Origin of the sequence: Amaricoccus solimangrovi (assembly GCF_006385685.1) — a bacterium.
GTDB classification, from domain to species: domain Bacteria; phylum Pseudomonadota; class Alphaproteobacteria; order Rhodobacterales; family Rhodobacteraceae; genus Amaricoccus; species Amaricoccus solimangrovi.
The window spans coordinates 17,104-42,811 of sequence record NZ_VFRP01000002.1 but is presented as its reverse complement, the minus strand read 5'-3'; the positions used below and the strand labels follow the sequence as shown (position 1 = coordinate 42,811).

At 71.4% G+C, this 25,708-nt stretch carries 23 protein-coding genes; 15 read left to right on the top strand and 8 right to left on the bottom strand.

Annotated features, from left to right (window positions below; all coding sequences use genetic code 11):
• Positions 1-19: 19 nt before the first annotated feature.
• From infC to FJM51_RS02660, 3 genes are all read left to right on the top strand, one after another.
• Positions 20-565: a translation initiation factor IF-3 gene (gene infC / locus FJM51_RS02670; RefSeq protein WP_140452570.1), complete on the top strand. Its 546-nt coding sequence runs from the start codon at positions 20-22 to the stop codon at positions 563-565.
• Between the two features lie 139 nt (positions 566-704).
• Positions 705-2,090, top strand: a complete 1,386-nt coding sequence (locus FJM51_RS02665) for an MATE family efflux transporter (protein ID WP_140452569.1) — start codon at positions 705-707, stop codon at positions 2,088-2,090.
• A complete protein-coding gene (locus FJM51_RS02660; protein WP_140452568.1) occupies positions 2,090-2,983 on the top strand; it encodes a lysophospholipid acyltransferase family protein in 894 nt (297 codons plus the stop codon). The genes FJM51_RS02665 and FJM51_RS02660 overlap by 1 nt, the downstream gene beginning before the upstream one ends.
• Here FJM51_RS02660 and FJM51_RS02655 read toward each other — a convergent pair whose 3' ends face one another.
• Complete coding sequence (locus FJM51_RS02655) at positions 2,984-3,736, bottom strand: DUF1223 domain-containing protein (RefSeq protein WP_140452567.1); 753 nt, start codon at positions 3,734-3,736, stop codon at positions 2,984-2,986. It abuts the gene before it with no gap.
• Positions 3,737-3,893: 157 nt separating this feature from the next.
• Positions 3,894-4,205: a DUF2934 domain-containing protein gene (locus FJM51_RS02650; RefSeq protein WP_140452566.1), complete on the bottom strand. Its 312-nt coding sequence runs from the start codon at positions 4,203-4,205 to the stop codon at positions 3,894-3,896.
• A gap of 253 nt (positions 4,206-4,458) precedes the next feature.
• Here FJM51_RS02650 and FJM51_RS02645 point away from each other — a divergent pair, with 253 nt between their 5' ends.
• The 3 genes from FJM51_RS02645 to FJM51_RS02635 all read left to right on the top strand — a co-directional run bounded on the left by FJM51_RS02645 (position 4,459) and on the right by FJM51_RS02635 (position 10,371).
• The gene (locus FJM51_RS02645) at positions 4,459-5,940 is read left to right on the top strand and encodes an ATPase domain-containing protein (RefSeq protein WP_140452565.1); all 1,482 of its coding nucleotides are present in this window, start codon (positions 4,459-4,461) and stop codon (positions 5,938-5,940) included.
• Between the two features lies 1 nt (position 5,941).
• Positions 5,942-8,032 (top strand): hybrid sensor histidine kinase/response regulator, encoded by a 2,091-nt coding sequence (locus tag FJM51_RS02640; protein WP_210240195.1) that lies wholly within the window; start codon positions 5,942-5,944, stop codon positions 8,030-8,032.
• A gap of 101 nt (positions 8,033-8,133) precedes the next feature.
• Entirely contained in the window at positions 8,134-10,371 is a 2,238-nt protein-coding gene (locus tag FJM51_RS02635) for a glycoside hydrolase family 3 N-terminal domain-containing protein (protein ID WP_210240194.1), read from the top strand.
• Between the two features lie 13 nt (positions 10,372-10,384).
• On the opposite strand, the gene FJM51_RS23640 is transcribed toward FJM51_RS02635, so the two are convergent.
• Positions 10,385-10,558, bottom strand: a complete 174-nt coding sequence (locus FJM51_RS23640) for a hypothetical protein (protein ID WP_181164419.1) — start codon at positions 10,556-10,558, stop codon at positions 10,385-10,387.
• Positions 10,559-10,734: 176 nt separating this feature from the next.
• Here FJM51_RS23640 and FJM51_RS02630 point away from each other — a divergent pair, with 176 nt between their 5' ends.
• Positions 10,735-11,115 (top strand): nuclear transport factor 2 family protein, encoded by a 381-nt coding sequence (locus FJM51_RS02630; RefSeq protein WP_140452563.1) that lies wholly within the window; start codon positions 10,735-10,737, stop codon positions 11,113-11,115.
• Positions 11,116-11,164: 49 nt separating this feature from the next.
• On the opposite strand, the gene FJM51_RS02625 is transcribed toward FJM51_RS02630, so the two are convergent.
• The 3 genes from FJM51_RS02625 to FJM51_RS02615 form a co-directional block, all read right to left on the bottom strand.
• A complete protein-coding gene (locus FJM51_RS02625; protein ID WP_140452562.1) occupies positions 11,165-11,911 on the bottom strand; it encodes a TerC family protein in 747 nt (248 codons plus the stop codon).
• 112 nt (positions 11,912-12,023) lie between these two features.
• Complete coding sequence (locus FJM51_RS02620) at positions 12,024-12,368, bottom strand: BrnA antitoxin family protein (RefSeq protein WP_140452561.1); 345 nt, start codon at positions 12,366-12,368, stop codon at positions 12,024-12,026.
• 68 nt (positions 12,369-12,436) lie between these two features.
• Positions 12,437-13,762: a glutamate--tRNA ligase gene (locus FJM51_RS02615; protein WP_140452560.1), complete on the bottom strand. Its 1,326-nt coding sequence runs from the start codon at positions 13,760-13,762 to the stop codon at positions 12,437-12,439.
• Between the two features lie 98 nt (positions 13,763-13,860).
• Between FJM51_RS02615 and FJM51_RS02610 the strand changes: the two genes are divergently transcribed.
• Together FJM51_RS02610 and FJM51_RS02605 are read left to right on the top strand one after the other, a co-directional pair.
• Entirely contained in the window at positions 13,861-14,271 is a 411-nt protein-coding gene (locus tag FJM51_RS02610; protein WP_140452559.1) for a metallopeptidase family protein, read from the top strand.
• Positions 14,272-14,515: 244 nt separating this feature from the next.
• The gene (locus tag FJM51_RS02605; RefSeq protein ID WP_438502746.1) at positions 14,516-16,180 is read left to right on the top strand and encodes an MORN repeat-containing protein; all 1,665 of its coding nucleotides are present in this window, start codon (positions 14,516-14,518) and stop codon (positions 16,178-16,180) included.
• A 19-nt stretch (positions 16,181-16,199) separates the two neighbouring features.
• Here the strand turns inward: FJM51_RS02605 and FJM51_RS02600 are convergent, their stop codons facing one another.
• Positions 16,200-17,204 carry an aldo/keto reductase gene (locus tag FJM51_RS02600; protein WP_140452557.1) on the bottom strand — a complete coding sequence of 335 codons (1,005 nt, stop codon included), beginning with the start codon at positions 17,202-17,204 and terminating at the stop codon, positions 16,200-16,202.
• A gap of 188 nt (positions 17,205-17,392) precedes the next feature.
• Between FJM51_RS02600 and FJM51_RS02595 the strand changes: the two genes are divergently transcribed.
• From FJM51_RS02595 to iolB, 4 genes are all read left to right on the top strand, one after another.
• Entirely contained in the window at positions 17,393-18,220 is an 828-nt protein-coding gene (locus FJM51_RS02595) for a MurR/RpiR family transcriptional regulator (protein WP_140452556.1), read from the top strand.
• A 109-nt stretch (positions 18,221-18,329) separates the two neighbouring features.
• A complete protein-coding gene (locus FJM51_RS02590) occupies positions 18,330-20,261 on the top strand; it encodes a bifunctional 5-dehydro-2-deoxygluconokinase/5-dehydro-2-deoxyphosphogluconate aldolase (protein WP_140452555.1) in 1,932 nt (643 codons plus the stop codon).
• Positions 20,258-22,087, top strand: coding sequence for a 3D-(3,5/4)-trihydroxycyclohexane-1,2-dione acylhydrolase (decyclizing) (gene iolD / locus FJM51_RS02585; RefSeq protein ID WP_140452554.1), 1,830 nt, complete (start codon positions 20,258-20,260; stop codon positions 22,085-22,087). Before FJM51_RS02590 ends, iolD begins: the two co-directional genes overlap by 4 nt.
• An 81-nt stretch (positions 22,088-22,168) precedes the next feature.
• A complete protein-coding gene (iolB, locus tag FJM51_RS02580) occupies positions 22,169-22,987 on the top strand; it encodes a 5-deoxy-glucuronate isomerase (RefSeq protein ID WP_140452553.1) in 819 nt (272 codons plus the stop codon).
• Here iolB and FJM51_RS02575 read toward each other — a convergent pair.
• Complete coding sequence (locus FJM51_RS02575) at positions 22,984-23,616, bottom strand: DUF1285 domain-containing protein (protein ID WP_140452552.1); 633 nt, start codon at positions 23,614-23,616, stop codon at positions 22,984-22,986. The genes iolB and FJM51_RS02575 overlap by 4 nt on opposite strands.
• A 159-nt stretch (positions 23,617-23,775) precedes the next feature.
• On the opposite strand from FJM51_RS02575, the gene FJM51_RS02570 reads away from it, so the two are divergent.
• Together FJM51_RS02570 and FJM51_RS02565 are read left to right on the top strand one after the other, a co-directional pair.
• Positions 23,776-24,783 carry an AAA family ATPase gene (locus tag FJM51_RS02570; protein WP_140452551.1) on the top strand — a complete coding sequence of 336 codons (1,008 nt, stop codon included), beginning with the start codon at positions 23,776-23,778 and terminating at the stop codon, positions 24,781-24,783.
• A gap of 23 nt (positions 24,784-24,806) precedes the next feature.
• Complete coding sequence (locus FJM51_RS02565) at positions 24,807-25,703, top strand: DUF58 domain-containing protein (RefSeq protein WP_140452914.1); 897 nt, start codon at positions 24,807-24,809, stop codon at positions 25,701-25,703.
• Positions 25,704-25,708 lie beyond the last annotated feature (5 nt).

Here is a 25,708-nt window from a genome sequence, read left to right as displayed (position 1 = left end):
TCAAAAGGATGTAACGGCCATAGCCCGCAGACCCCATAATGCGCCCCCGACGCGCGACACCGGCCCCCGTGTCAACGAGCGCATCCGCGCGCCCGAGATCCGCCTGATCGGCGCCGAGGGCGAGAACGTCGGGGTGATCACCCCGGAAAAGGCGCTGGTACTCGCGGAAGAAGCTGGGCTCGACCTCGTCGAGATCTCGCCCAATGCCACCCCGCCGGTGTGCAAGATCATGGATTTCGGAAAGTACAAGTACGAAACCCAGAAAAAGGAATCCGAGGCGCGCAAGAAGCAGCACGTCATCGAGATCAAGGAAATCAAGTTCCGCCCGAACACCGACACGCATGACTACGACGTCAAGATGCGTTCGGTCTTCAAGTTCCTCGAGGGCGGCGACAAGGTGAAGGTGACGCTGCGATTCCGGGGGCGCGAGATGGCGCATCTGGAGCTTGGGCGCAAGCTGCTCGAGCGCGTGGCGGAGGACGTGACCGAACACGGCAAGGTCGAGGCGATTCCGCGTCTCGAGGGCCGGCAGATGGTCATGATGATCAACCCGACCCGACACTGACCCTGCCCCTCCGGGATGGGGCGCTCCCGTCCGCGACAATCCGGCGCCCGGGGGCGCCGGCTTCCGCCGCGGGGGCGCCGACCTGGAGAGAGACAATGCCGTGCCTGCCCCGCGCCGGCTCCGAATCGGAGCCGGCCAGATGACGATCCTCGACGACCGGGCGCCGCTCGCCGCGCCGCGCGCATCCCTCGCCGCGCGCCTGCCGCGGCACTGGAGCGCCCTCTTCCACCTCTCCTGGCCCGTGGTGCTGAGCCGCGCCGGCCTCGTCGTGCTCTCGCTCGCGGCCATCGTGCTCGCCGGGCGCCATGACACGCTCGACCTCGCGCATCTCTCGCTCGGCTACGCGGTGTTCTTCCCGCTGGTCACGACCGGCGTCGGCGCGCTCGTCGGCATCATCTCGCAGACGGCGCGGGAGAAGGGCGCCGGCGCGGCGGATCTGACGCCGATCTTCCGCCGCGGCCTGCGCTGGGCCGTGCTGGTCGGGGGCGCGCTCACGCTGCTGCTGCTCCTCTCGGAGAAGGCGCTCCTTCTGATCGGCCACGAGCCGGCGATGGCCGCTGCGGCGGGCCGCGTCGCGGTGATCCTCGCGCCCGGCGCGCTCTTCCAGACCGTCTTCGTCGCGGCGGGTTTCTATCTCGAGGGCACCGGGCGGATGAAGCCCGGGCTCGTCGCGATGATCGCCGCCAATCTGGTGAACCTCCTCCTCTGCTGGCTGCTGATCGGCGGCCGGTCCGGCCTGCCCGCGCTCGGCGCCGAGGGCGCGGCGATCGCGGGCACGGCCGCGCGCTTCGTCATGGCGGCGGGGCTCCTCGGCTGGATGGCGCGGCTGCCGGAATTCCGCGCCGCGCGGGATCCGGGCGGCCTCTGGGGGCCGGGCGGCTGGGCGGCCGGCGCCGAGATGCGCCGGATCGGCCTCGCGGGCGGGGCGGCCTATTGTTTCGAGACCTTCGCCTTCGCCACGATGGCGCAGGCCGCGGGCCTGCTCGGCGCCTCGGCGCTCGCCGCCTACACGATCGCGCATAACGTCGAGACGATCGTCTTCATGATGGCCCTCGGCATCTCGGTCGCGACGGCGGTCCGCGTCGGGCAGACCGCCGGCGCGGGCGACGTGGCGGAGGCGCGCGCCGCCGGAGTCGCGGGCGTCTCGGCCTCGATGGGCCTCATCGGCCTCGTCGGCCTCGGCCTCTACGCGATCGCCCCCTCCGTCGTCGGCTTCTTCTCGAACGATCCGAGCCTGATCGCGCGGGGCGCCCCCTTGATCGGGATCCTCGCCGTGTCGATGATCTTCGACGCGGGCCAGGTGGTGCTGGGCCAGTCGACCCGCGCGCTCGGGGACAGCTGGGGAACGACCCTGATCTTCTTCATCGCCTTCTGGTGCGTGATGATCCCGCTCGGGCTCGTCCTCGCCTTCCACGCCGGCCTCGCCGAGGCGGGACTCTTCATCGGCACGGCGGCGGGCTGCCTGACGGCGGCGGTGCTGCTCTCGCTCCGGCTCCGGGTGCTGCTCGCGCGGCGGGGCGCCTGATGGCGAAGGCGAAGTCCCGGACCGCGAGCTGGCTCGCCTATCTGCCGCAGGCGGCGCTGCTCGGCCTCTTCCGCGCGCTGCCGGCGGGGCCGAGGGGGGCGCTTGCCTCCCGCGTCGGGCGTTTCGCGGTCAACCGGGTGCCGAGGCTCCGGAACCGCGTCGAGAACAACCTCCGGCTCATCTTCCCGGAGAAGGACGCGGCCTGGCGCGCCGGGGTGCGCCAGGAGGTCGGCGACAATTTCGGCCGCACGATCATCGAGACGATGACGATCCGCGATTTCCAGCGGCGCGCGCCCTGGACCGAGCCCGAGGGGCCGGGCTGGCAGGTGATGCTCGACACGCTCGCGACCGGCAAGGGCGTGTTCCTCGTCTCCGGCCATTTCGGCCAGTGGGAGGCGGTGCGCGGCCTGCTGCTCTCGCGCGGGATGGAGACGGGCGGCATCTTCCGCCCGATCAAGAACCCCTTCCTCAACGCCGATTACACCGCCTGCCTCGAGGCGGGCGGCAGGCCGATGGTCGACCGCGACGCCGCCGGCCTGCGCGAGATGATCCGCCATGTCCGGAAGGGCGGGATGATGTCGATCCTGATGGACCAGTACACCAAGCGCGGCGCCGAGATCGACTTCCTCGGCCATCCCGCGCCGAGCGGCACGATGATCGCGGAACTCGCGGTCAAATACGACCTGCCGATGATCCCGGCCTATGCGACGCGGCGCGCGGACGGCTCGATCCGGATCGAGTTCGAGGCGCCGCTCGCGCGCGGGACGGCGCTCGAGATGACGCAGGCGGCGGCCGACAGTCTCGCCGCGCGGGTGCGTGCGACGCCGGGCCAGTGGTTCTGGCTGCACCGGCGCTGGGTGAAGGAATTTCCCGGGGAGAACGCGGGGGCCTGATCAGTCCACCCTGGCGGCGGCGAGGATGCCGCCGAGGCCATGGCGCTGCACCAGCACGGCGAGCGGGCCTTGGGGGACGGGGCCGAAATCGAACTCCAGCTCGCTCTCCCCGTCCCATTGCGCGAGCGTGTTCCACTGGGTCACGACATTGGTGTAGCGCACCGTCTGGCCGGCGTTCTGGCCGGCGGTGATCTCGACCTCGGCGCTCGGCATGTAGGCGAAGAGATTGACGTCGGCCTGCCCCACCTCGCCCGCGGCGGGGGCGAGCGTGACGCGGAGCGAATCCTCCTCCCCGCGCTCGACGCCGAGGCGGACGGTGGGGGCGAGGCCGCGATGCGCGTCGATCCGGTCGGTGACCGTCTTCGCGTCGCGCCCGATCAGCATGTCCTCGCCCTGGATGATCATCTGCGGCGTGAAGAGCGTGCGCTGCCGCATCACGCGGGCATAGGCCTTCTGCCGCAGGTCGAACTCGGGCTTGCCGAAGATGTCCGCCCAGCCGAGATAGTCCCAGTAGGTGACATGCATGGCGAGCGCGATCACGTCGCGATCCTTCGCGATCTCGCCGAAGAGCGCGTCGGCGGGGGGACAGGTGACGCAGCCCTGGCTCGTGTAGAATTCGACCACGACCGGAACCCGGCCCGCGTCGTCGAGCGGCGGCACGCTCGCCTCCGCGCTCTGCTGGGCGCGCGCGGAGCAGGGCACGAGGCCGGGCGCGGCGATCAGGAGCGTCAGGAGGCAGGCGAGAAGGCGCATCGATTTCCCCGGGGTCAGCCTCCCGTACCTAAGGCGAACCGAACCGGCGAGACCAGTCAAGCCTTCGCGATCTTTCCGCGACGTTGCCGAGGCGCAACGAAACCGCCCCGCCGCGGGGGCGGAGCGGGCGGTACCCCGGGGCGCGTGAGGGCGCCGGCTACATCGGCGCGCGGTCGAACTGCGAGGGGCTCGCCTCGGTCTCGAGCGGGAGATCCTCGTCCGGCGGCGCCCCGGTCCCCGCTTCGGGGAAGACGTCCGGCGCGCCGGAGGTTCCCGCGAGCCGGCCCTCCGTCGCCTCGACCACGTCGCGCTCCGGCGCAGCGGCGGCGGCGACGCGTTCCTCGGCCTCGACTTCCAGCCGCGCCTCGTCCCAGTGGCGCCCGTGCGCGCCCTCGGGACGTCCCTCGCGCTCCCAGATCTCATGGGCGCGGGCGCGTATGCGATCCTCGATCGCCCGTTCGTCTGTCATCTCCGGCTCTCCCTGCTCGCGGCGGCGCCGGTGGTCTCCGGCCCGCCCGGGACAAACGCCCGCGCGCCTTCGGGGTTGCCGCGCCCGATCGGGATTCCCGTCGCCCGGAATAGGTGCCACACTCCCGCCCCGGCGCCGGAAAGGAGCGCCGGCCGCGCGTCCGGACGCGAGACGACGGGCGGAAGGGAGCATGGCGACGGATCGCCCGCCGGGCTATCGCGTTGCAGGAACGACGGAAACGGAAGGGAGCATCATGGCTGACGGCGAGATGGCGGGGACGGGTATCGCGGGGCTCGACCAGATCATGAACGGAGGTCTTGCCAAGGGGCATCTCTACCTGATCGACGGCGAGCCCGGCAGCGGCAAGACCACCGTCGCGCTGAGCTTCATCCTCGAAGGCGCGCGGCGCGGCGAGACCGGGCTCTACATCACCCTTTCCGAGACCGAGGCGGAACTGCGGCTCAGCGCGCGCTCGCATGGCTGGGAGATCGGCCCGCTCGTGACGGTGCGCGAACTGGTGCCGCCCGAGGCGCTGCTCGCGGCCGGGCCGGCGCAGTCGCTGCTCTACCCCTCCGATTTCGAGCTCGGCGAGACGACGCGGATGATCTTCGAGCTCTTCGAGGAGATCCGGCCGCAACGCGTCGTGCTCGACAGCCTGTCCGAGATCCGGCTGCTGGCGCAGAACTCGCTGCGCTACCGCCGGCAGATCATGGCGATGAAGCAGTATTTCGCGCGGAGCGACGCCACCGTGCTGCTGCTCGACGATCTCGTGACCGAGCGGGGCGACAGGACGGTCCACAGCCTCGTGCACGGCGTGGTGAACCTCGCCCAGATCACGCCGGAATACGGCCCCGAGCGGCGGCGGGCGCGCGTCCTCAAGTACCGGGGCAACGCCTATGCCGGCGGCTATCACGACATGCGGATCCGGACCGGCGCGGTCGAGGTCTATCCCCGCCTCGTCGCCCAGCACCACACGCGCGACTTCGACCGGGAGGCGACCTCGAGCGGCATCCCCGAATTCGACAGGCTGCTCGCGGGCGGGATCGAGCGCGGGTCGAGCACGCTGGTCCTCGGCCCGAGCGGCGCGGGCAAGACGCTCGTCGGGCTCCAGTTCCTGCTCGCGGCGATCGGCCGGGGCGAGCGGGCGGCGATGCTGAGCTTCGACGAGGAATTCGGCCTGCTCGTCCGCCGGCTGCTGCTGCTCGGCATCGATCTCGAGGCGGAGATGAAGCGGGGTCTGCTTAGGATCGACCATCTCGACACCGCCGAGATCACGCCGGGCGAATTCGCCCAGCTCGTGCGGCGGCGCGTCGCGGATTGGGGGGCGCAGGCGGTGCTGATCGACAGCCTGAACGGCTATCAGGCCTCGATGCCCGACGAGGCGGCGCAGCTCGCGCACATGCACGAACTGCTGCAGTATCTGAACCGCCAGGGGGTCACCACTTTCCTGACCATCGCCCAGCATGGCCTGGTGGGCGACATGAAATCGCCGGTCGACATCACTTATCTGGCGGACACGGTCATCCTCCTGCGCTACTTCGAGGCCATGGGACGGATGCGCCGCGCGCTCTCGGTGATCAAGAAGCGCATGGGCGGCCACGAGCACACGATCCGGGAGTACCGGATCACCGAGGCCGGGCTTGTCCTCGGCGAGCCGCTGGAGGAATTCCAGGGGGTTCTTCGCGGTGTTCCGGTCTTCGTCGGGCAGGACCTGACGCGCCTGATGGGAGGCTGACTTGCCACGTTCCGTGATCGACCCGCACGCCCTGATCCTGACCGCGAGCCGTCCGGATAGCGAGATCGCCGCGTCGCTCCTGGCCGAGATCGGCATCAATTCGAGATCCGCCGCCGATGTCGGCCAGTTCGCGCGCATGCTGGCCGACAACGTGCTCTTCACCGTGGTGGCCGAGGAGGCGCTGCGGGGGTCGGATCTGCGCGCGATCTCGCTCTGGACCCAGCATCAGCCGAGCTGGTCGGACCTGAACTTCCTGTTCCTCACCCATCACGGCGGCGGCACCGAGCGCAATCCGCTCGCCGCGCAACTCTCCGACGCGCTCGGCAACGTCACCTTCATCGAACGCCCGTTCCACCCGACCACCTTCTTCAGCGTCGCGCGCACCGCGCTGAAGGCGCGGCACCGCCAGTACGAGGGCCGCTCGGCGATGGAGGCGGTCGCGGAGGCGGGCGAACGGCTCGCGACCGCGCTCATCGCCGGCAAGCTCTCGGCCTGGGAGCTCGACCTCGACACGATGGCGCTCGTCGCCTCGGCGGACCTGCGCGCGGTCTTCGGCCGCGGGCCGGCGGTTCCGTTCGGCTACGCCGAACTGCTCGCGAGCATCCATCCCGACGACCGCGGCCGGGTCGCCGAGGCGATCGGCCGCGCGGGCGGCGGCGAGGATCTCGCGGTGGAATACCGCACGCTCTGGCCCGACGGGGGCGAGCACTGGGCCGAGACCCGCGCCCGGCTCGTCCGGACCCGGGGCCGGCGCAAGCTCGTCGGCGTCTGTTCCAACGTGACCGAGCGCAAGACGGCCGAACGGGCGCTCCGCAGCGAGAACGAGACGCTCGAGGCCCGCGTCGCCGTCCGCACCGCCGAGCTCGAACAGGCGCACCGGATGGCGCTCGAGCAGATCGCGCAGCGCGAGGCGGCGGAGCGCAAGCTGGTGCAGTCGCAGAAGATGGAGATGATCGGCCAGCTGACCGGCGGCGTCGCGCATGATTTCAACAACCTGCTGATGGCGGTGCTCGGCAATCTCGACGTGCTGCGCCGGCATCTCGGGCACGATCCGAAGGCCGCGCGGCTCATAGAGGGCGCGCTGCAGGGCGCGCAGCGCGGCGCGTCGCTGACCCAGCGCCTGCTCGCCTTCGCCCGCCGCCAGGAACTCTCGATCGCCGTCGCCGATCTCGCGGAGCTGGTGCGGGGCATGACCTCGCTGATCGAGCGCACGATCGGCCCGATGGTCGAGCTTCGGGTCGACCTGCCCGAGGCCCCCGCGCGGGCGCTGGTCGATTCGAACCAGGTGGAACTCGCGCTCCTCAACCTCGTCGTGAACGCGCGCGACGCGATGCCGGGCGGCGGCGCGCTGACGCTGACGCTCGACACCCTTCCCGCGCCCGAGGGGGGCGACGATTTCGTCCGCCTCGCCGTCGCCGATACCGGCATCGGAATGGACCGCGCCACGCTCGAACGCGCGACCGAGCCGTTCTTCACCACCAAGGGCGTCGGCAAGGGGACCGGGCTCGGCCTCTCGATGATCCAGGGCCTCTCCGAGCAGCTCGGCGGCCGGCTGCGCCTCTCGAGCGTCGAGGGCGAGGGAACGCTGGTCGAACTGCTCTTCCCGGCCGTGACGGCGCAGACCGCCCCGGCCCCGCTCCGCCCCGAACCCGAGCCGGACGCGCGGGCGGAGCCCCTCGCCGCGGCGGCGGAGGAAGAGGCCGCGGGCCGGCTGCGCATCCTGCTCGTCGACGACGACAGCCTGATCTCGATGAGCACGGCCGACATGCTGGAGGATCTCGGCCACGACGTGCTGGAGGCGAATTCCGGCGAGGCCGCGCTGCGCTATCTCGACGCGGGCGAGGCGATCGACCTGATGATCACTGATTTCGCGATGCCGCGCATGAACGGCGCCCAGCTCGCGCAGGCCGCGCGCGAATTGCGCCCCGACCTGCCGATCCTGCTCGCCACCGGCTACGCCGAACTGCCGCCCGGCGCGGAGATCGACCTGCCCCGCCTCGGCAAGCCCTACGACCAGCGCCAGCTCGAAGCGCAGATCGAGGCGCTCAGGATCGGACCGAGGGAGGTCTGCCCGGCGGCCCGCGGCCGCTGAGGCCGCGCGCGGCCCGCATCCCCCTTGGCTCCGGCTCCGAAGCCGATCATCTTCCCGCCATGCTCTCGCCTGCGCGGAGGATGGTGATGGGAGGATCGGGGATGAGCCGGCGGGATGTGCTGGGCGGCGGCGTGGCGCTCGGGCTGGTCGCGGCCCTGCACCGGTCCGCGCGGGCCGAGGCGCGGGTGGCGGATCTCGTCGCGCGGATGACGCCCGAGGAGAAGGCCGGGCAGCTCACGGTCGTCAACGACCCGTTCCGCTGGCGGCCCGGCGGCGTGAATCCCGGCGATTTCGACCGCGACCAGGCCCGGATCGCGGCGGAGATCCGCGCGGGGCGGCTCGGCGCGCTCTTCAACGGCGTCGGCGCGGAGGGCGCGGCGGGGGTGCAGCGCATCGCGGTCGAGGAAAGCCGGCTCGGCGTTCCGCTGCTCTTCGCCGCCGACATCCTGCACGGGCTGCGCACCGTCTTTCCCGTCCCGCTCGCCGAGGCGGCGAGCTTCGATCCCGGCCTCGCCGAGCGGACCGCGCGGGCGGCGGCGCGCGAGGGCGGCGCCTCGGGGATCCACCAGACCTACGCGCCGATGGTCGACATCGGGCGCGACCAGCGCTGGGGCCGCGTGGTCGAGGGCGCGGGCGAGGACGTGCTGCTCGGGCGCCTCTTCGCCGCCGCGCGGGTCCGGGGCTTCCAGGGCGACAGCCTCGCCGATCCCCTGTCGCTTCTCGCGACGCCGAAGCATTTCGCCGCCTATGGCGCGGCGGAGGGCGGGCTCGACTACAATTCCGCCGATCTCTCCGACCGGACGCTGCGCGAGGTCTACCTTCCGCCCTTCCGCGCGGCGCTCGGGGCGGGCGCGCTCTCGGTCATGTCGGCCTTCAACACGATCGACGGGGTGCCCGCGACGGGCAATCCCTATCTCCTGACCGGGATCCTGCGCCGGGAATGGGGTTTCGCGGGGTTCGTCGTCGCGGATTACACCGCCGATCAGGAGCTGATCGCGCATGGTTTCGCCGCCGACGGGCGCGACGCGGCGCGGATCGCGATGCTCGCGGGCGTCGACATGGTGATGATGAGCGATCTCTACGTCAGGCACCTGCCCGGCCTCGTCGCCGAGGGCGCGGTGCCGATGGCCCGGCTCGACGAGGCGGTGAGCCGCGTACTCTCGGTCAAGGCCGCGCTCGGGCTCTTCGAGACCCCCTACCGGGGGAGCGATCCGGCGGTGGAGGCCCGCGAGATCGGCGCGGCGGGCATCCGCGCCCTCGCGCGCGAGGCGGGGCGGCGCTCCGCCGTGCTGCTGAGAAACAGCGGCGTCCTGCCGCTCCGCCGCGATGTCCGGATCGCGCTGGTGGGCCCGCTCGCCGCCGAGAGCGTGAACGCGGCCGGTCCCTGGTCGCTCTTCGCCGATCATGCCCGGGTGGTGACGATCGAACAGGGGCTGCGCGCGGCGCTCTCTGATCCGGGGCTCCTGAGCGTCGCGCGCGGAACGGAGGTCGAGGCGGAGATCCCCGGCGGGATCGCCGGGGCGCTCGCCGCGGCCGAGGCGGCGGAGGTCGTAGTGCTCGTCGCGGGCGAGAGCGCCTTCATGTCGGCCGAGGCGCAGTCGCGCGCCACGATCGACGTGCCCGCGCCCCAGCGCGCGCTGGCGGAGGCGCTGGCCGCGACCGGCAAGCCGCTGATCGTTCTCCTCAAATGCGGACGGGCGCTCGAGCTTTCCGGCGCCATCGCCGAGGCCGAGGCGATCCTCGTGACCTGGTTCCTCGGCTCGGAGGAAGGGAACGCGGTGGCGGATCTGCTGTTCGGAGACGCCGCGCCCTCGGGCCGGCTGCCGGTCAGTTTCCCGATCCGCTCGGGCCAGGAGCCCTATTACTACGCCCATCTCTCGACGGGCCGGCCGGAGAGCCCGGAGAGCGCCGCCTACAAGGCGCGCTACCGCGAGGCGCCGAACCGCGCGCTCCATCCGTTCGGCCACGGGCTCGGCTACGGCGTCATCCGCTATTCGGAACCGCGCCTCTCCGCTGGGACGCTCGGCTGGGAGAGCGCGCTGACCGCCCGCGCGACCCTCACGAACACCGGCGCGCGCGCGGTGGAGGAACTCGCCCAGCTCTATGTCCGCGACCGGGTGGCGCGCGTGGCGCGCCCGGTCCGGCTTCTCGCGGGGTTCGAGCGGGTGAGCGTTCCCGCGGGCGGCGCGGCTGAGGTCGCCTTCACGCTCCGCCGGACCGATCTCGGCTATCTCGATCCCGAGGGGCGCCAGACGGTGGAGCCGGGCGAATTCGACCTCTGGATCGCGCCGGACGCCGAAAGCGGCCTCCCCGCGCGGTTCACCCTCGCGCCCGGCTAGGACGGCGCGAGGCTCAGAAATGCCGGAGGTTGTCGAAGGCGTTCCGCGGGAAGCCGAGCCGTCGCAGATCCTCGGCCGCCGGGCGCCGATGGGCCCCCACCGCCGAGGCCACGCGCGCGGCGGTCGCCACGGTCGCGAGGACATCTCCCAGGGCGCGCAAGGCGCCGGCGATCGTTCCGGTCAGCATTCCATTCACTCCATTCACGATTTCACCGCGCCAACCTATGCCGAAGCCCGCGCGCCGGTCAGGGGCGCCGGCACATTTCCGCCATGCGGGCGCGGCATGGCACGGCCGGTTTGTCCCCGCCTGACGCGGCGATTGGAGTATGATGCGGCGGGCGGTGATATGGGGAGGGGTTGGCGATGGCGGAGCAAGACGCGATCCGGGCGGCGCTCGACGCCCTGGCCGACGCGTTCAACGCGCATGACATCGACGCGATCATGGATTTCTTCGCGGAGGATTGCGCGCTCGATCTTCCGCGCGGCCCGGAGCCGCACGGAAGCCGCTACATCGGCCGCGACGAGGTGCGGCGCGGGTTGATGACGCGGTTCGAGACCACGCCGGACGTGCATTACGGCGAGATCGAGAATTTCGTCGCCGGGGACACCGGCATCTCCAGATGGCTCCTGACCGGCACGACGCCGGCCGGGGAGAAGGTCCGGGTCAGGGGGTGCGACTTCTACACCTTCCGCGCGGGGAAGGTGATCCGGAAGGATTCCTACTGGAAGATCGTCGCCCGCTGACCCGCCCGGAAGGCGGAACCGGCGCCCGGGACGGGCGCCGGCCGCGCGGTCAGTGCTTCGCCGCGGCGCGCTGGCGGGCCAGCGTGTTGAGGAACTCGACCAGCGCCGAGAAGGCCATGGCCGAGTAGATGTAGCCCTTCGGCACGTGGAAGCCGAAGCCGTCGGCGATCAGCGTGGTGCCGATCATCAGCAGGAAGGCGAGCGCCAGCATCACGATGGTCGGGTTCTTCTCGATGAAATTCGCGAGCGGCGTCGCGGCGAGCAGCATCGCGGTGATGGCGACGATGACGGCGATGTACATGATCGCGAGCTCGTCGGTCATGCCGACCGCGGTGATGATCGAATCGACCGAGAAGACGAGGTCGAGCAGCAGGATCTGGAAGATCGCGCCGCCGAGCGTCACGCTGACCGTCCGGCCGACCGCGTCCTCGGTCTTGTCGGCCGGGTCGACCGCGTGGTGGATCTCCTTCGTCGCCTTCCAGATCAGGAAGAGGCCGCCCGCGATCAGGATCAGGTCGCGCCACGAGAAGGCATGGCCGAAGGCGGTGAAGAGCGGCGCCGTCATCGCGACGATGTAGGAGATCGTGGCGAGCAGGAGCAGGCGCATGATCAGCGCCGCCGAGATGCCGAGCCGGCGCGCCCGCACCCGATGCTCCGGCGGCAGCTTGTTCGTCAGGATCGAGATGAAGATGAGGTTGTCGATCCCGAGCACGATTTCCATCACGACGAGGGTGACCAGCGCCGCCCACCCCTCGGGACTCGAGAGGAAGGCGAAATGGGCGAGGAAATCGGGCATCGACGGGGTTCCGGTCCTTGTTGCGGTGCATGGCGCGACGGCGCCTCCGCCGATGTAGGCACGGAATCGGCGCGCGGGACACCCCGCCCCGCGGCGGATCGTCGCGGCGGCCTCAGACCGGGGCGCCGCGCCAGTCGAAATGTTCGGGCACATCGATCTCGCGCGACTGGACGCCCAGCATGTAGATCCGCAGCACCGCGTTGATCCGGGCCGCGAAATCGGGACCGAGCGCCTCGAACCAGCCGAGCACCTCCGGGTCGAGGGCGAGGGTCATGCGCGTCTTCGCCGGCCCGGCGGGAAGATCCCAGCCGAGCGCGTTCCAGGCCCCGGGCAGGCCGCGCTCCTTCAGCCGCCGCTCGGCGTTCCAGATCTCGAGCGCCTCGATGTCGCGCCGGATTTCCGCGTCCGGTTTCTCGGGGGCGCCCTTCGCGCGGCGCGCGCGTCCTCGCTCGGTCATGGCCGGCGGTCCTCCTCTTCTCGGAAAGCCCGCAGCCTAGCCCGGCCGCGGTTAACCGATGGTGACGCTCAGCCGTCCGCGGGCGGGGTGACGCGCAGGAGCGGCATCAGCCGCGCCATTTCCGGCCCGTGGTCGAGCCCGGTCAGCCAGCGCCGCAGCGGCTGGAACAGCGCCCTGCCCCCGCGCCCGGTCGCGGCCTTCACCGCGCCGGTCCAGGCCGCCCAGGTTCCGCCGTCCCAGGGGCGTTCGGGCAGGAGCGCGCGGGCCTCGGCGAGGAAGGCGGCTTCCTCCGCCGGCGGCGGCGCGGCCGGGCCTTCGCGGCAGATCCGCCACCAGCCGGAGAGTTCGGCGCGGGTCGCGACATTGCCCCGGACCGCCTCCCAGAAGGCGCCGCGCTCCGCCTCCGGCACGCCCAGCGCCGCGAGATCGCCCGAGACGGCGGCGAGATCGAGGCTCCGCAGCGTCCGCGCGCCGAGGGCCACGAGTTCCGCCGGGTCGAATTTCGTCGGCGCGGCGCCGAACCGCGCGAGGTCGAAGCCCGCGGCGATCTCCGCGAGGCTCGCCCTCGGCTCGACCGGATCGGAGGAGCCGAGTCGGGCGAGCAGCGAGAGGAGCGCGAGCGGCTCGGTCCCGGCCGCGCGCAGGTCGCGCAGCGCGAGGCTGCCGAGCCGTTTCGAGAGCGCCTCCCCCTCGGGACCGGTCAGCAGCGAATGATGCGCGAAACAGGGCGGCGTGCCGCCCAGCGCCGCGATGATCTGGATCTGGGCGGCGGTATTGGTGACGTGATCGGCGCCCCGGGTCACGTCGGTGATCCCCATCTCGAGATCGTCGACCGCGCTCGCGAAGGTGTAGAGCACCTGGCCGTCGCCCCGGATCAGCACCGGGTCCGAGACGCTGCCCGCGTCGATCGAAACCGGGCCGAGGATGCCGTCCGCCCATTCCACCCGCTCCCGGTCGAGCCGGAAGCGCCAGTGCCCGCCGCGCTCGGCGCGCAGTCGGTCCTTCTCGGCGGGCGCGAGCGCGAGGGCGGCGCGATCGTAGACCGGCGGGCGTCCGGCGGCGCGCGCGATCCGGCGCTTCACCTCCAGCTCCTCCGGCGTCTCGAAGGCCTCGTAGAGCCGGCCCGAGGCGCGGAGCCGCTCGGCCGCCACCGCGTAGCGGTCGAGCCGGTCGGACTGCCGCTCGATCCGCGCCCAGTCGAGGCCGAGCCAGCGCAGATCCTCCTCGATCGCCGCCGCGTATTCGGGCCGCGACCGCTCGCGGTCGGTGTCGTCGAGGCGGAGCAGGAAGGTTCCCCCCGCCCGCGCGGCGATCAGCGCGTTGAAGAGCGCGGTGCGCAGATTGCCGACATGAAGATAGCCGGTCGGCGACGGCGCGAAGCGGGTGACGGTCATGGGCGGCCTCCTTGGCGCGCTCCCTTACCCCGGCGTGGCGCGAAACGCCATTTGCCTCTTCCGCCGGGCGGCGCTACGGCGGGGGGAAGGAGGCGCCGATGACGACCGATCCCCTCTCCGCCGAGGCGCCCGGCCTCGCCGAGTTCGAAGAGCTGGCCCGCCGCGCGCTCGCCGCCCTGCCGCGCGAGGTCCGCGCCGCCTGCGCCGATCTCGCGATCCGCGTCGCCGATTTCGCCGAGGAGGCGGTGCTGCGCGAGATGGGGATCGAGGATCCGTTCGATCTCACCGGCCTCTACGACGGCGTGCCGCTGACCGAGAGATCCGTCTTCGACCAGCCGACGCGGCCCGACACCGTCTGGCTGTTCCGCCGCCCGATCCTCGAGGAATGGATCGAGCGCGGCGACGTGGCGCTCGACCATCTCGTCGCCCATGTGCTGGTGCACGAACTCGCCCATCATCTCGGCTGGTCCGACGACGACATCCGCGCCGTGGACGACTGGACGCTCTAGGCCCGCGCGGCCGGTCCGCCCGAGGAGTTGTGAGCGCGAAGCCCATTGTCGCGCGCGCGCCCCCCTCCTAGACTGCGCCCCAAGCCGGCGGGAGAACCCGCGAGCCGAGGCGACAGAGAGCAGAACGACGGCGCGCCCGCGCCGCCCCGCGCGCGGGCGGAGGAACGCGGCGCGTCCCCCCGGGAGAAGCGCAACAGTGACGAGACACGCCGGCATCCTCGCCGCCGCCGCCCTCGCGGTCCAGATGTCGGGGCCCGCGCTGGCCCAGACCCGCGAGCTGACGAAGGAATACGACAACGGCGGGATCTATACCGGCACCTTCCTCGACGGGCGCCAGCACGGGCATGGCACCTACAAGCTGCCTTCCGGCTACGAATACAGCGGCGAATGGGTCGATGGCCGGATCGAGGGTCAGGGCACCGCGCATTTCCCGAACGGCGCGGTCTATGTCGGCGAGTTCCGCGACGGTCGGCCCGATGGCCGGGGCAGGATCACCTATGCCGATGGCGGCACCTACGAGGGGGAGTGGAAGGCCGGACAGATCTCGGGCCAGGGCGTGGCGGCCTATGCCAACGGCGTGCGCTACGAGGGCGAGTTCGCGGACGGGCTCCAGTCCGGCACCGGCGTCTCGACCGAGCCCGGCGGCACGGTCTACGCGGGCGGCTGGGTCGCGGGCGAGAAATCCGGCGAGGGCAGGATCACCTATCCCGACGGCTCGGTCTACGAGGGGGCGATGGCGAAGGGGCGGCCCGAGGGCAAGGGCGGGCTCACGATGGCCGACGGCACGACCTATGTGGGCGACTGGGTCGCCGGCCGGATCGAGGGCGAGGGCGTGCTGACCCAGCCGGACGGCGCGCGCTACGAGGGCGCCTTCGTCGACGGCGCGCGCGAGGGGCTCGGCCGCGCGACCTCGGCCAATGGCGATCTCTACGTCGGCGGCTTCGTGGCCGACCATCGCCAGGGCGCGGGCACGCTGACGACGAAGGACGGGCTGCGCTACACCGGCGACTGGGCCGACGACCGGTTCGAGGGTCAGGGCAAGGCCGCCTATCCCGGCGGCATGGTCTACGAGGGCGCCTTCGTCGCGGGTCAGCGGCAGGGCAAGGGCAAGCTCACCTATCCCAACGGCGCGAGTCTCGAGGGCCAGTGGCGCGCGGGCGCGCTGAGCGGCCCGGGGACGGCGGTCTATCCCGACGGGCAGACCTATGCCGGCACCTTCGCCGACGGCAAGCGCGAGGGCCAGGGCAAGCTCACCTATCCCGACGGCTCCAGCCTCGAAGGCCAGTGGTCGGACGGCGCGCTCTCCGGCCGCGGGATCGAGCGTCACGCGGACGGCACCGTCTACGAGGGCGATTTCGCCGCCGGCGTCTGGCAGGGCAAGGGCAAGGTCGTCTATCGCGACGGCTCCTCCTACGACGGCGACTGGGTGGACGGGGTGAAGTCCGGCGAGGGCGTGGAGCGGCACGCCGACGGCACGCTCTACGAGGGCGCCTTCGCCAACGACCGCCGCCAGGGCCAGGGCAAGGTCACCTATCCCGACGGCGCGACCTACGAGGGCGGCTGGGTCGCGGGCGTCATTTCCGGCGCCGGCGTCGCCTCCTACGCCGACGGCGGCCGCTACGAGGGCGCGTTCCGCGACGGGCTGCGCGACGGCCAGGGCAGGATGACGACGAAGAACGGCGCGGTGTTCGAGGGGACCTGGAAGGCGGGGCAGCTCGATGGGCCGGGCAAGGCCACCTACGCCAATGGCGACGTCTACGAGGGGAATTTCGAGAACGGCAAGCGCGTCGGCCAGGGCCGCATGACCTTCGCGAACGGCGAGGTCTACGAGGGGCTCTGGGTCGACGGCCAGCCCGCGGCCGGGGCGCCCGCCGAGGCTCCCCCCGCCTCTCCCCCGGCCGCGGACTGAGCGCGCGCGGCCCGCCGCGTCAGCAGTACATCTCCGGCCCGACCCAGCCTTCCCGCGGATAGCGGTCGCCATGGGCCCAGCCCGCCGGCAGCGTGGTCTCGATCCGCGCCAGATCCGCCTCCGAAAGGGTGAGCTTCGCCCCGGCGACGAGTTCGCGCAGATGGGCGACCGAGCGCGTGCCGGGGATCGCGAGGCTCTCGGGCGCGCGCGCCAGCACCCAGGCGATCGCGAGCGCCGCGGCGCTCGTCCCCATCCCGGCGGCGAGCGCCTGGAAGCGGGCCACCTCGACGAGATTGGCCGCGTAGTTCGGCTCGGCGAAGCGGGGCGCCGTCGAGAGGAAGCCCGAGGCGTCGATCGCCGCCCGGCTCGGCGGATGATCGGTCAGGAGCCCCCGCCCGACCGGCGAGAAGGCGACGAGCGCGGTCCCGAGCGCGGCGCAGCTCCGGATGAGGCCGAGTTCCGGCAGGCGCGTCGAGAGCGAATATTCCGACTGGACCGCGGCCACCGGATGCACCGCCGCCGCCCGGCGCAGCGACGAGGGCGCGATCTCGGAAAAGCCGAAGGCGCGGATCTTGCCGGCGCGCACGAAGCCCGCGAGCGTCTCCGTCACCTCCTCGATCGGGAGCGACGGGTCGCGGCGGTGCACGTAGTAGAGATCGACCGTCTCGAGCCCGAGCCGCCTCAGGCTGCCGTCGAGTTCCGCCTCCAGATGCGCGCGCGAATTGTCGAAGCACCGCGCCCCGGTCGCGGGATCGCGCGTGATCCCGCCCTTGGTCGCGATCCGGAAGAGGTCGCGGCCGGCCTTGCCCTGCTTCGCGAGGAAGCTCCCGATCATGCGTTCGGACAGCCCCATGCCGTAGATGTTCGACGTGTCGAGATGATCGACGCCGAGATCGAGCGCCGCGGCGAGCACGCCATGCGCCTCCGCCTCCGTCGCCTCGCCATAGACGCCCGCGAAGGACATCGCCCCGATCCCCACCGCCGAGACCAGCGGGCCGCCGGCGCCGAGCCTGCGTCGCAACATCGCCTTCTCCTCTTCCCTGGCCCGGGCCGCATAGCCCGCGGGGCGCCCGTTGTCGAGGCGGGCGCGCTCCGGGGATCCCGCGCGCCGGGCGTTGCCGCTTGACAGCGGCGCCCGGTCGGCATGGAATGTATATTCCAAAAACGCACCGCCAGAGACGCGGGCGAACCAGAACAGGGAAGCGCCAGGCCATGGTCCCAGAGCTGAACGAATCCGCCCCGGCGACGCTGGAGGAACTGTTCCGGCGGCTCTCCGAACGGGCGGAGACCATGCCGAAGCGGCTGCGCCAATGCGCCGACTTCATCGCCCAGTATCCCGACCGGGTCGCCGTCTCCACCGTCGCGGAACTCGCGGCGGCGGCGGAGGTGCAGCCTTCCGCGATGATGCGCTTCTGCCAGGAGCTCGGCTTCACCGGATTCAGCCAGTTGCAGCGGCTCTTTCGCGAGGAATACGCGCGCAACTGGCCCGATTATGCGACGCGTCTCACCAACCTGCGCGAGCTTGGCGCCGAGAGCCCGGCCGCGATGCTGGCGGAATTCGTCGAGGCGGGCCGCGCCTCGATCGAGAAGCTGATGACGACCGTCTCGCCGGAGATGCTGGAACGGGCCGTGGCCGTGCTCGGGACGGCGCCGCTCATCCATATCGTCGGGTTCCGCCGCGCCTTTCCCGTCGCCTGCTATTTCGACTACGCCTTCGAGAAGATGCGGGTGCCGAGTTTCCTGCACACGGGCGTGGGCAAGCTCAACACCGCCCATGCGCTGCGCGAGGGCGAGGCGGTGCTCGCGATCACCTTCGCCCCCTACAGCGCCGAGACCGTCGCCTTCGCCGAGAGCGCGGGCAAGGAAGGCCTTTCGGTCGTCGCGATCACCGACTCTCTCTCGAGCCCGCTCCAGCGGCTGGAGGCGATCCCGCTGCTGGTCTCCGAACTCGACGTCGGCGCCTTCCGCGCGCTCTCGGCGACCTTCGCGCTCGCGATCGCGCTCGCGGTCGCGGTCGGCGCCCGGCGGGAAAACGGCTGACCGCGTCGATTTCCGGTTTCCAAAACAGAACAAATATTCTATTTATTCTGACAGATCGAACATTCTGATTCGGAGACTCGCGGCGGCGAGCGAAGGGGGGAGTTCAGGCATGCCAAGCCTCGACGTGATCACGATCGGCCGGTCCTCGGTCGATCTCTACGGCGCCCAGATCGGCGGGCGGCTGGAGGACATGGCCTCCTTCCAGAAGTACATCGGCGGCTCGCCCACCAACATCGCGGCGGGAACCGCGCGGCTCGGCCTGAAATCCGGCCTCATCACCCGCGTCGGCGACGAGCACATGGGCCGCTTCATCCGCGAGACCCTCGCGGCCGAGGGGGTGGACACGCGCGGCGTCGTCACCGATCCCGAGCGGCTGACCGCGCTGGTGCTGCTCGGCATCCGCGACCAGCACCAGTTCCCGCTGATCTTCTACCGCGAGAACTGCGCCGACATGGCGCTCTGCGAGGAGGACATCGACCCGGCGCTGATCGCCGACACCCGCGCGGTGGTCGCGACCGGCACCCATCTCAGCCATCCCCGGACCGAGGCCGCGGTGCTGAAGGCGCTCAACCTCGCCCGCGAGAACGGCGCGCGGACCGCGCTCGACATCGACTACCGCCCGAACCTCTGGGGACTCGCCGGCCACGAGGCGGGCGAGGAGCGCTTCATCGAGAGCGCCGAGGTCACCCAGAAGCTCCAGTCCACGCTCCATCTCTTCGACCTGATCGTGGGCACCGAGGAGGAATTCCACATCGCCGGCGGCTCGACCGACACGATCGCGGCGCTCCGCGCCGTGCGCGCGGTCTCCAAGGCCACGCTGGTCTGCAAGCGCGGCGCGGCGGGCGCGGTCGCCTTCGAGGGCGAGATCCCCGATAGCCTCGACGACGGCCAGACCGGTCCGGGCTTCCCGATCGAGGTCTTCAACGTGCTCGGCGCGGGCGACGGCTTCTTCTCGGGGCTGCTCAAGGGCTGGCTCACAGATTGCGACTGGCCAACCGCGCTCAAATACGCGAACGCCTGCGGCGCCTTCGCGGTCTCGCGCCACGGCTGCACGCCCGCCTATCCGTCCTGGGCCGAACTCCGGTTCTTCCTCGACCGCGGCATCAAGGAAAAGGCGCTGCGCAAGGACGCGGAGCTCGAACAGGTGCACTGGGCGACCAACCGGCTCCACGACTGGCCGGAGATGCATGTCTTCGCCTTCGACCACCGGATGCAGATCGAGGCGGTCTGCGACGAACTCGGCGTCGATCACGCGAGGATCGACGACTTCAAGCTGCTCTGCCTCCAGGCGGCGAAGAAGGTCGCGGACGGCCGTCCCGGCTACGGCATCCTCTGCGACGGCCGCGTCGGCCGCTCCGCGCTCTACGCCGCCGCGGGCTCCGGCCTCTGGATCGGCCGGCCGGTCGAATATCCCGGCAGCCGTCCGCTCCGGCTCGAGGACGCGGTCGAGCCCGACTACGGCTCCGCGCTCGCGGAATGGCCGCTCGAACACGTGGTCAAGGTGCTCTGCTTCTATCATCCCGACGACACGGCCGAGATGAAGGCGGAGCAGGAGGCGACCGTCTCGCGCCTCTTCCGCGCCTGCCGCGCGAACCGGCTGGAATTCCTGCTCGAGATCATTCCGTCCAGGGTCGCGCCCGTCACCGACACGACCTCGGCCGAGATCATCCAGCGCTTCTACGACATCGGCGTCTATCCCGACTGGTGGAAGCTCGAGCCGATGAAGACCGACACGGCCTGGAAGAACGCCTGCGACGCGATCACCCGCAACGATCCGAACACGCGCGGCATCGTCGTGCTCGGGCTCGAGGCGCCGACCGAGGAACTGGCGGCGAGCTTCGCGGTCGCGGCCCGGCACGAGCTCGTGAAGGGCTTCGCGGTCGGCCGCACCATCTTCGCGGAGGCCGCCCGCGGCTGGCTCGGCGGCGAGCTCACCGACGACGAGGCCGTGGCCAACATGGCCGGGAAATACGAACGCCTCTGCCGGCTCTGGGACGAGGCGCGGGGCAACGGAAACGCGCGCAAGGGAGCGGCGGCATGAAGACCATTCGTTTGACGGCGGCCCAGGCCCTGGTCCGCTACTGCTCCACCCAGCTCAACGAGGACGGCGTGCCCTTCCTCGCCGGCTGCTGGGCGATCTTCGGCCATGGCAACGTCGCGGGCATGGGCGAGGCGCTCTACGCCGCGGGCGACGATTTCCCGACCTGGCGCGCGCATAACGAGCAGGGCATGGCCAACGCCGCCATCGCCTATGCCAAGGCCTCGAACCGGAAGCGGGCGATGGCCGTCACCACCTCGATCGGCCCGGGCGCGCTCAACCTCGCGACCTCCTGCGCGCTCGCGCATGTGAACCGGCTGCCGGTGCTCTTCGTGCCTGGTGACGTCTTCGCGAACCGCGCGCCCGATCCGGTGCTGCAGCAGCTCGAGGATTTCAACGACGGCTCGATGTCCGTCAACGACGCCTTCAAGCCGATCAGCCGCTATTTCGACCGGATCCAGCGGCCCGAACAGCTCCTGACCGCGCTGCCCCGCGCCTTCGCGGTGATGACCGACCCGGCGGAATGCGGCCCGGTCACGCTCGCCTTCTGCCAGGACGTCCAGGCCGAGGCCTACGACTATCCGGTGGAATTCTTCGCGCCCCGCGAATGGCACCGCCGCCGGCCCCGGCCGGGCCTGCGCGAGGTCAAGGTCGCGGCCGATGCGATCCGGGGGGCGCGACGTCCGCTCATCATCGCCGGCGGCGGCGTGCTCTACGCCGGCGCGACCGAGACGCTGCGCGACTTCGCGGAGAAGCACAACATCCCCGTGGGCGAGACCCAGGCGGGCAAGTCCTCGCTGCCCTGGGATCATCCGCTCAACCTCGGCTCGATCGGCGTGACCGGCTCGGCCGCGACGAACGCCATCGCCGCCGAGGCCGATGTGCTGATCGGCGTCGGCACCCGCTTCCAGGACTTCACCACCGGCTCCTGGTCGCTGTTCCAGAACCCGAACCGGCGGATCGTCTCGATCAACGTCGCGCCCTTCGACACGCACAAGCACAATTCGCTGCCGCTGGTCGCGGATGCGAAGCTCGCGCTCGAGGAGATCGACGAGCTCCTCGCCGATCACAAGGCGCCCGATTTCGACGCCTCGCTGAAATCCGACTGGATCGCCGCGGTCGACAAGGTGACGGCGGCGCCGAAGGACGGCAACGCGCTTCCGACCGACATGCAGGTGATCGGCGCGGTCCAGCGCGGGCTCGACGAGAACGGCGTCGTGGTCTGCGCGGCGGGCGGGCTGCCGGGCGAGTTGCACAAGCTCTGGAAGACGGCGCGGCCGAACGGCTACCACCTCGAATACGGCTTCTCCACCATGGGCTACGAGATCGCGGGCGGTCTCGGCGTCAAGATGGCGCTGCCCGATCGCGAGGTCGTCGTGATGGTCGGCGACGGCAGCTACATGATGCTGAACTCCGAACTCGCGACCTCGGTGATGCTGGGCCAGAAGATCATCGTCGTGCTGCTCGACAACCGCGGCTATGGCTGCATCAACCGCCTCCAGATCGCCTGCGGCGGCGCGCCCTTCAACAACCTGATCGACGACACCCGCCACGCCGTGCCGTCGAACATCGACTTCGCCGCGCACGCCGCCTCGATGGGCGCGACCTCGGAGAAGGTCGACTCGATCGGCGGGCTCGAAGAGGCGATGACGCGCGCCCGCGCCTCGGATACCTCCTACGTGATCCTGATCGACACCGACCCGATGCCGACCACCGAGGCCGGCGGCCACTGGTGGGACGTCGCGGTGCCCGAGGTCTCGGGCCGCGCCGAGGTCGTCGAGGCGCGCAAGGGCTACGAGGCGAAGCGCGAGTTGCAGCGGGTGGATTGATCGCCCGCGCTCCGCTATCCCCTTGCGAACCGCGCGGGCGCCCGCGCGGTTCGTCCACCTTCATGGACAGGGATCGTTCCGATGACTTCCAGACTGCTGCGCAAACCTTCCGGCACCACCGGCAAGGTCCATGATATCACGCCCGAGACCGCCGGCTGGGGCCATGTCGGCTTCGGCCTCTACCGCCTCGCCCCGGGCGAGACCGTGGCCGAGCAGACCGGCGGGACCGAGGTGATCCTCGTGCTCGTCGAGGGCAAGGCGAGGATCGGCGCGGGCGACGAGGATTTCGGCGAACTCGGCGAGCGCCTCTCGGTCTGGGAGCGCACCCCGCCCTGGAGCGTCTACGTCCCGAACGGCGCCGCGTGGTCCGCCACCGCCACCACCGATTGCACCCTCGCGGTCTGCGCCGCGCCGGGCAAGGGCGGCCACGCGGCCCGGGTGATCGGCCCGGGGGACGTGGACGCCGCGACCCGCGGCAAGGGCGCGAACACGCGGCATGTCTTCTCGATCGCGATGGAGAACCAGGATTTCGCGGACAGCCTGCTGGTGACCGAGGTCTTCACGCCGCAGGGCAACTGGTCCTCCTACCCGCCGCACCGGCATGACGAGGACGATTTCCCGCGCATGACCTATCTCGAGGAGACCTACTATCACCGGCTGAACCCGGCGGCGGGTTTCGGGCTGCAGCGGGTCTTCACCGAGGACGGCTCGCTCGACGAGACGATGGCGGTGGCCGATCACGACGTGGTGCTGGTGCCGAAGGGCCACCACCCCTGCGGCGCGCCCTACGGCTTCGACATGTACTATCTCAACGTGATGGCCGGCCCGCTCCGCAAGTGGCGCTTCGCGAACCACCCGGATTTCGACTGGATCTACCAGCGCGACCTGAAGGCGGACTAGCCGCGCGAGGCCCCCGCCGGGGAGGCTTCGGAGAGATCGAGATCCCCGGCGGGCTGGAACGGGAAGAAGGCGCCGCCGGACCAGAGGCCGAACTGCGCGACGCCCTCGACCGTTTCCTCGACGCAGAGATCCACCAGCCGGTAGAAGCTCTTGCGGTCGATCAGCGCCTCGAGGTTCGAGCGGACCAGCACATAGGGCGCGGGCTCGCCCGTCCCGGGATCGCGGCTGAGCCGGATCGGCCGGTCCGGCCCGGCCGTCGTCTCGTCGCCCGTCAGCGTGGTGAAGGTCAGCGTCTGTCCCTCGCCCGCGCCGAGGGCGGTGAAATCGACCGCGAGGAAGGGCGCGTCGTCGACGGTGATGCCGACCTTCTCGACCGGCGTCACGAGATAGTAGCGATCCCCTTCCCGCTTCAGGATGATCGAGAACAGCCGGACCAGCGCCGGCCGACCGATCGGCGTGCCGAGGTAGAACCACGTGCCATCGCGCGCGATCCGCATGTCGAGATCGCCGCAGAAGGGCGGGTTCCACAGATGCACCGGCGGCAGGCCCTTCCGGCCCGCCGCGCGGGCGGCGGTGGCGATCGTGTCGGCGCTCGGCGCCTTGTCCGGTTTGTGATCCTGATTGACCATTGTCGCGGTGGCGAGTGACGATATTCTCGTTCAGAGTGTGATTGTCCGGCCGCGGCCGGATCGCTTGGGTCCGTCGAACGGACAATAGAACCGGGGGGAGAGGCGGACAACACCGGTGCGCGGCTTTTCGCGCGGAAAGGCGGAGCAATGAGTGCTGACATGAGTGACCCGGATGGCCTTGTCGCCGAAATCGAGGCGGTGGGGCCGCGGCTCGCCCGCGCCCGGGAGATGGTGGGGCGCCGAATCATCGGTCAGGACGCCGCCGTCGAGCAGGTGCTGATCGCGATCCTCTGCGGCGGCCACGCGCTGCTCGTGGGGGTTCCGGGCCTCGCCAAGACCCGGCTCGTCGAGACGCTCGGCATCGTGCTCGGGCTCGACGCGCACCGCATCCAGTTCACCCCCGACCTGATGCCCGCCGACATCCTCGGCGCCGAGGTGCTGGAGACCGGCGCCGACGGTACCCGCGCGTTCCGCTTCATCGACGGGCCGATCTTCTGCCAGCTGCTGATGGGCGACGAGATCAACCGCGCGAGCCCGCGCACGCAATCCGCGCTCCTGCAGGCGATGCAGGAGAAGGAGGTCTCGGTCGCCGGACAGCGGCGCGGCCTGCCCGCGCCCTTCCACGTGCTCGCGACGCAGAACCCGATCGAGCAGGAGGGCACCTATCCGCTGCCCGAGGCGCAGCTCGACCGCTTCCTGCTCCAGGTCGATCTCGACTATCCGGACCGCGAGGCGGAACGCCGCGTGATCCTCGCCACGACCGGGATCGACGATGCGACGGCCGAGCCGGTCTTCGACGCGCCCTCGCTCATCGCCGCGCAGCGGCTGGTGCGCCGGCTGCCGGTCGGGGACGCGGTGGTGGACCGGGTGCTCGATCTCGTGCGCGCGGCGCGGCCCGGCACGGCGGACGCGCATCCGCTGGTGACGAGCCAGGTGAGCTGGGGCCCCGGCCCCCGCGCGGCCCAGGCGCTGATGCTCGCGGTCCGCGCCCGCGCGCTGCTCCAGGGCCGGCTCGTGCCCGACCTCGCCGACGTCGCGGCGCTCGCGCGGCCGGTGCTCATCCACCGGATGGCGCTCGGCTTCGCGGCGCGCGCGGAGGGCCGCACGCTCGACGAACTCATCGCCCGGCTCGTCGCCGACGTGACGCGGATGGAGGCGGCGGCGTGAGCCAGCCCCTCCTCCGGGGGAGGATGAAGCCGCAGGGTCCGGTCGGCCTGCGGCGCGACGCGGAGAAGGTGGCGGGCGCGCTGCCGCCGCTCCTCGCGGAGGCGGAGGTGCTGGCCGCGACGGTGGCGATGGGCGTGCACGGGCGCCGGCGCGCGGGGCATGGCGAGAATTTCTGGCAGTACCGGCAGGCGGTGCCGGGCGACGCGCGCTCGATGGTCGACTGGCGCCGCTCCGGCCGTTCGGACCAGCAGTTCATCCGCGAGATGGAATGGGAGGCGGCGCAGACCGTCTCCTTCTGGGTCGACGACGCGCTCTCGATGGACTACCGCGGCTCGGACGACGCGCTGGCGCGCTCCAAGGCGGAGCGCGGGCGGCTGCTCGCGCTGGCGCTCTCGGTGCTGCTCATCTCGGGCGGCGAGCGGGTGGCGCTGATGGGCACGGCGGCGCAGCAGCCGCGCGGCGGGCGGACCCAACTCAACAAGATGGCGCTCGCCCTCGCCGGCGCGGAGCGCGAGGACCGGCCCGATTACGGCGCCCCGCCCCCCGACCGGCTGCCGCGGGGCGGCCGCGCGATCTTCTTCTCCGATTTCCTCGGGGATCTCGACGCCTACCTGCCCGCGCTCGGCCACGCCGCCGACCAGGGCGTGCGCGGCTGTTTCGTCCAGGTGCTGGACGAGACCGAGGAGACCTTCCCCTTCGACGGCCGCGTCGTCTTCGAGAGCATGGGCGGCGAGACCGAATTCGAGACCCAGCGCGCCCGCGCGCTGCGCGAGGCCTATGTCCGGCGCCTGGCCGAGCAGCGGGCGCGGATCGACGATCTGGCCCGCGGCCTCGGCTGGCGCGTGCTGCGGCATCTGACCAGCCAGCCGCCGCGCACCGCGCTGCTCTGGCTCTACATGGCGGTCGGAGAAAGGATCTGAGCGGA

What these genes read in the sequence shown, in the direction of transcription:
- FJM51_RS02665 (WP_140452569.1), top strand. Translation starts at nt 705, where the DNA reads ATGACGATCCTCGACGACCGGGCGCCGCTCGCCGCGCCGCGCGCATCC.
- FJM51_RS02660 (WP_140452568.1), top strand. Translation starts at nt 2,090, where the DNA reads ATGGCGAAGGCGAAGTCCCGGACCGCGAGCTGGCTCGCCTATCTGCCG.
- FJM51_RS02655 (WP_140452567.1), bottom strand. Translation starts at nt 3,736, where the DNA reads ATGCGCCTTCTCGCCTGCCTCCTGACGCTCCTGATCGCCGCGCCCGGC.
- FJM51_RS02650 (WP_140452566.1), bottom strand. Translation starts at nt 4,205, where the DNA reads ATGACAGACGAACGGGCGATCGAGGATCGCATACGCGCCCGCGCCCAT.
- FJM51_RS02645 (WP_140452565.1), top strand. Translation starts at nt 4,459, where the DNA reads ATGGCTGACGGCGAGATGGCGGGGACGGGTATCGCGGGGCTCGACCAG.
- FJM51_RS02635 (WP_210240194.1), top strand. Translation starts at nt 8,134, where the DNA reads ATGAGCCGGCGGGATGTGCTGGGCGGCGGCGTGGCGCTCGGGCTGGTC.
- FJM51_RS23640 (WP_181164419.1), bottom strand. Translation starts at nt 10,558, where the DNA reads ATGCTGACCGGAACGATCGCCGGCGCCTTGCGCGCCCTGGGAGATGTC.
- FJM51_RS02630 (WP_140452563.1), top strand. Translation starts at nt 10,735, where the DNA reads ATGGCGGAGCAAGACGCGATCCGGGCGGCGCTCGACGCCCTGGCCGAC.
- FJM51_RS02625 (WP_140452562.1), bottom strand. Translation starts at nt 11,911, where the DNA reads ATGCCCGATTTCCTCGCCCATTTCGCCTTCCTCTCGAGTCCCGAGGGG.
- FJM51_RS02620 (WP_140452561.1), bottom strand. Translation starts at nt 12,368, where the DNA reads ATGACCGAGCGAGGACGCGCGCGCCGCGCGAAGGGCGCCCCCGAGAAA.
- FJM51_RS02615 (WP_140452560.1), bottom strand. Translation starts at nt 13,762, where the DNA reads ATGACCGTCACCCGCTTCGCGCCGTCGCCGACCGGCTATCTTCATGTC.
- FJM51_RS02610 (WP_140452559.1), top strand. Translation starts at nt 13,861, where the DNA reads ATGACGACCGATCCCCTCTCCGCCGAGGCGCCCGGCCTCGCCGAGTTC.
- FJM51_RS02605 (WP_438502746.1), top strand. Translation starts at nt 14,516, where the DNA reads ATGTCGGGGCCCGCGCTGGCCCAGACCCGCGAGCTGACGAAGGAATAC.
- FJM51_RS02600 (WP_140452557.1), bottom strand. Translation starts at nt 17,204, where the DNA reads ATGTTGCGACGCAGGCTCGGCGCCGGCGGCCCGCTGGTCTCGGCGGTG.
- FJM51_RS02595 (WP_140452556.1), top strand. Translation starts at nt 17,393, where the DNA reads ATGGTCCCAGAGCTGAACGAATCCGCCCCGGCGACGCTGGAGGAACTG.
- FJM51_RS02590 (WP_140452555.1), top strand. Translation starts at nt 18,330, where the DNA reads ATGCCAAGCCTCGACGTGATCACGATCGGCCGGTCCTCGGTCGATCTC.
- iolD (WP_140452554.1), top strand. Translation starts at nt 20,258, where the DNA reads ATGAAGACCATTCGTTTGACGGCGGCCCAGGCCCTGGTCCGCTACTGC.
- iolB (WP_140452553.1), top strand. Translation starts at nt 22,169, where the DNA reads ATGACTTCCAGACTGCTGCGCAAACCTTCCGGCACCACCGGCAAGGTC.
- FJM51_RS02575 (WP_140452552.1), bottom strand. Translation starts at nt 23,616, where the DNA reads ATGGTCAATCAGGATCACAAACCGGACAAGGCGCCGAGCGCCGACACG.
- FJM51_RS02570 (WP_140452551.1), top strand. Translation starts at nt 23,776, where the DNA reads ATGAGTGACCCGGATGGCCTTGTCGCCGAAATCGAGGCGGTGGGGCCG.
- FJM51_RS02565 (WP_140452914.1), top strand. Translation starts at nt 24,807, where the DNA reads ATGAAGCCGCAGGGTCCGGTCGGCCTGCGGCGCGACGCGGAGAAGGTG.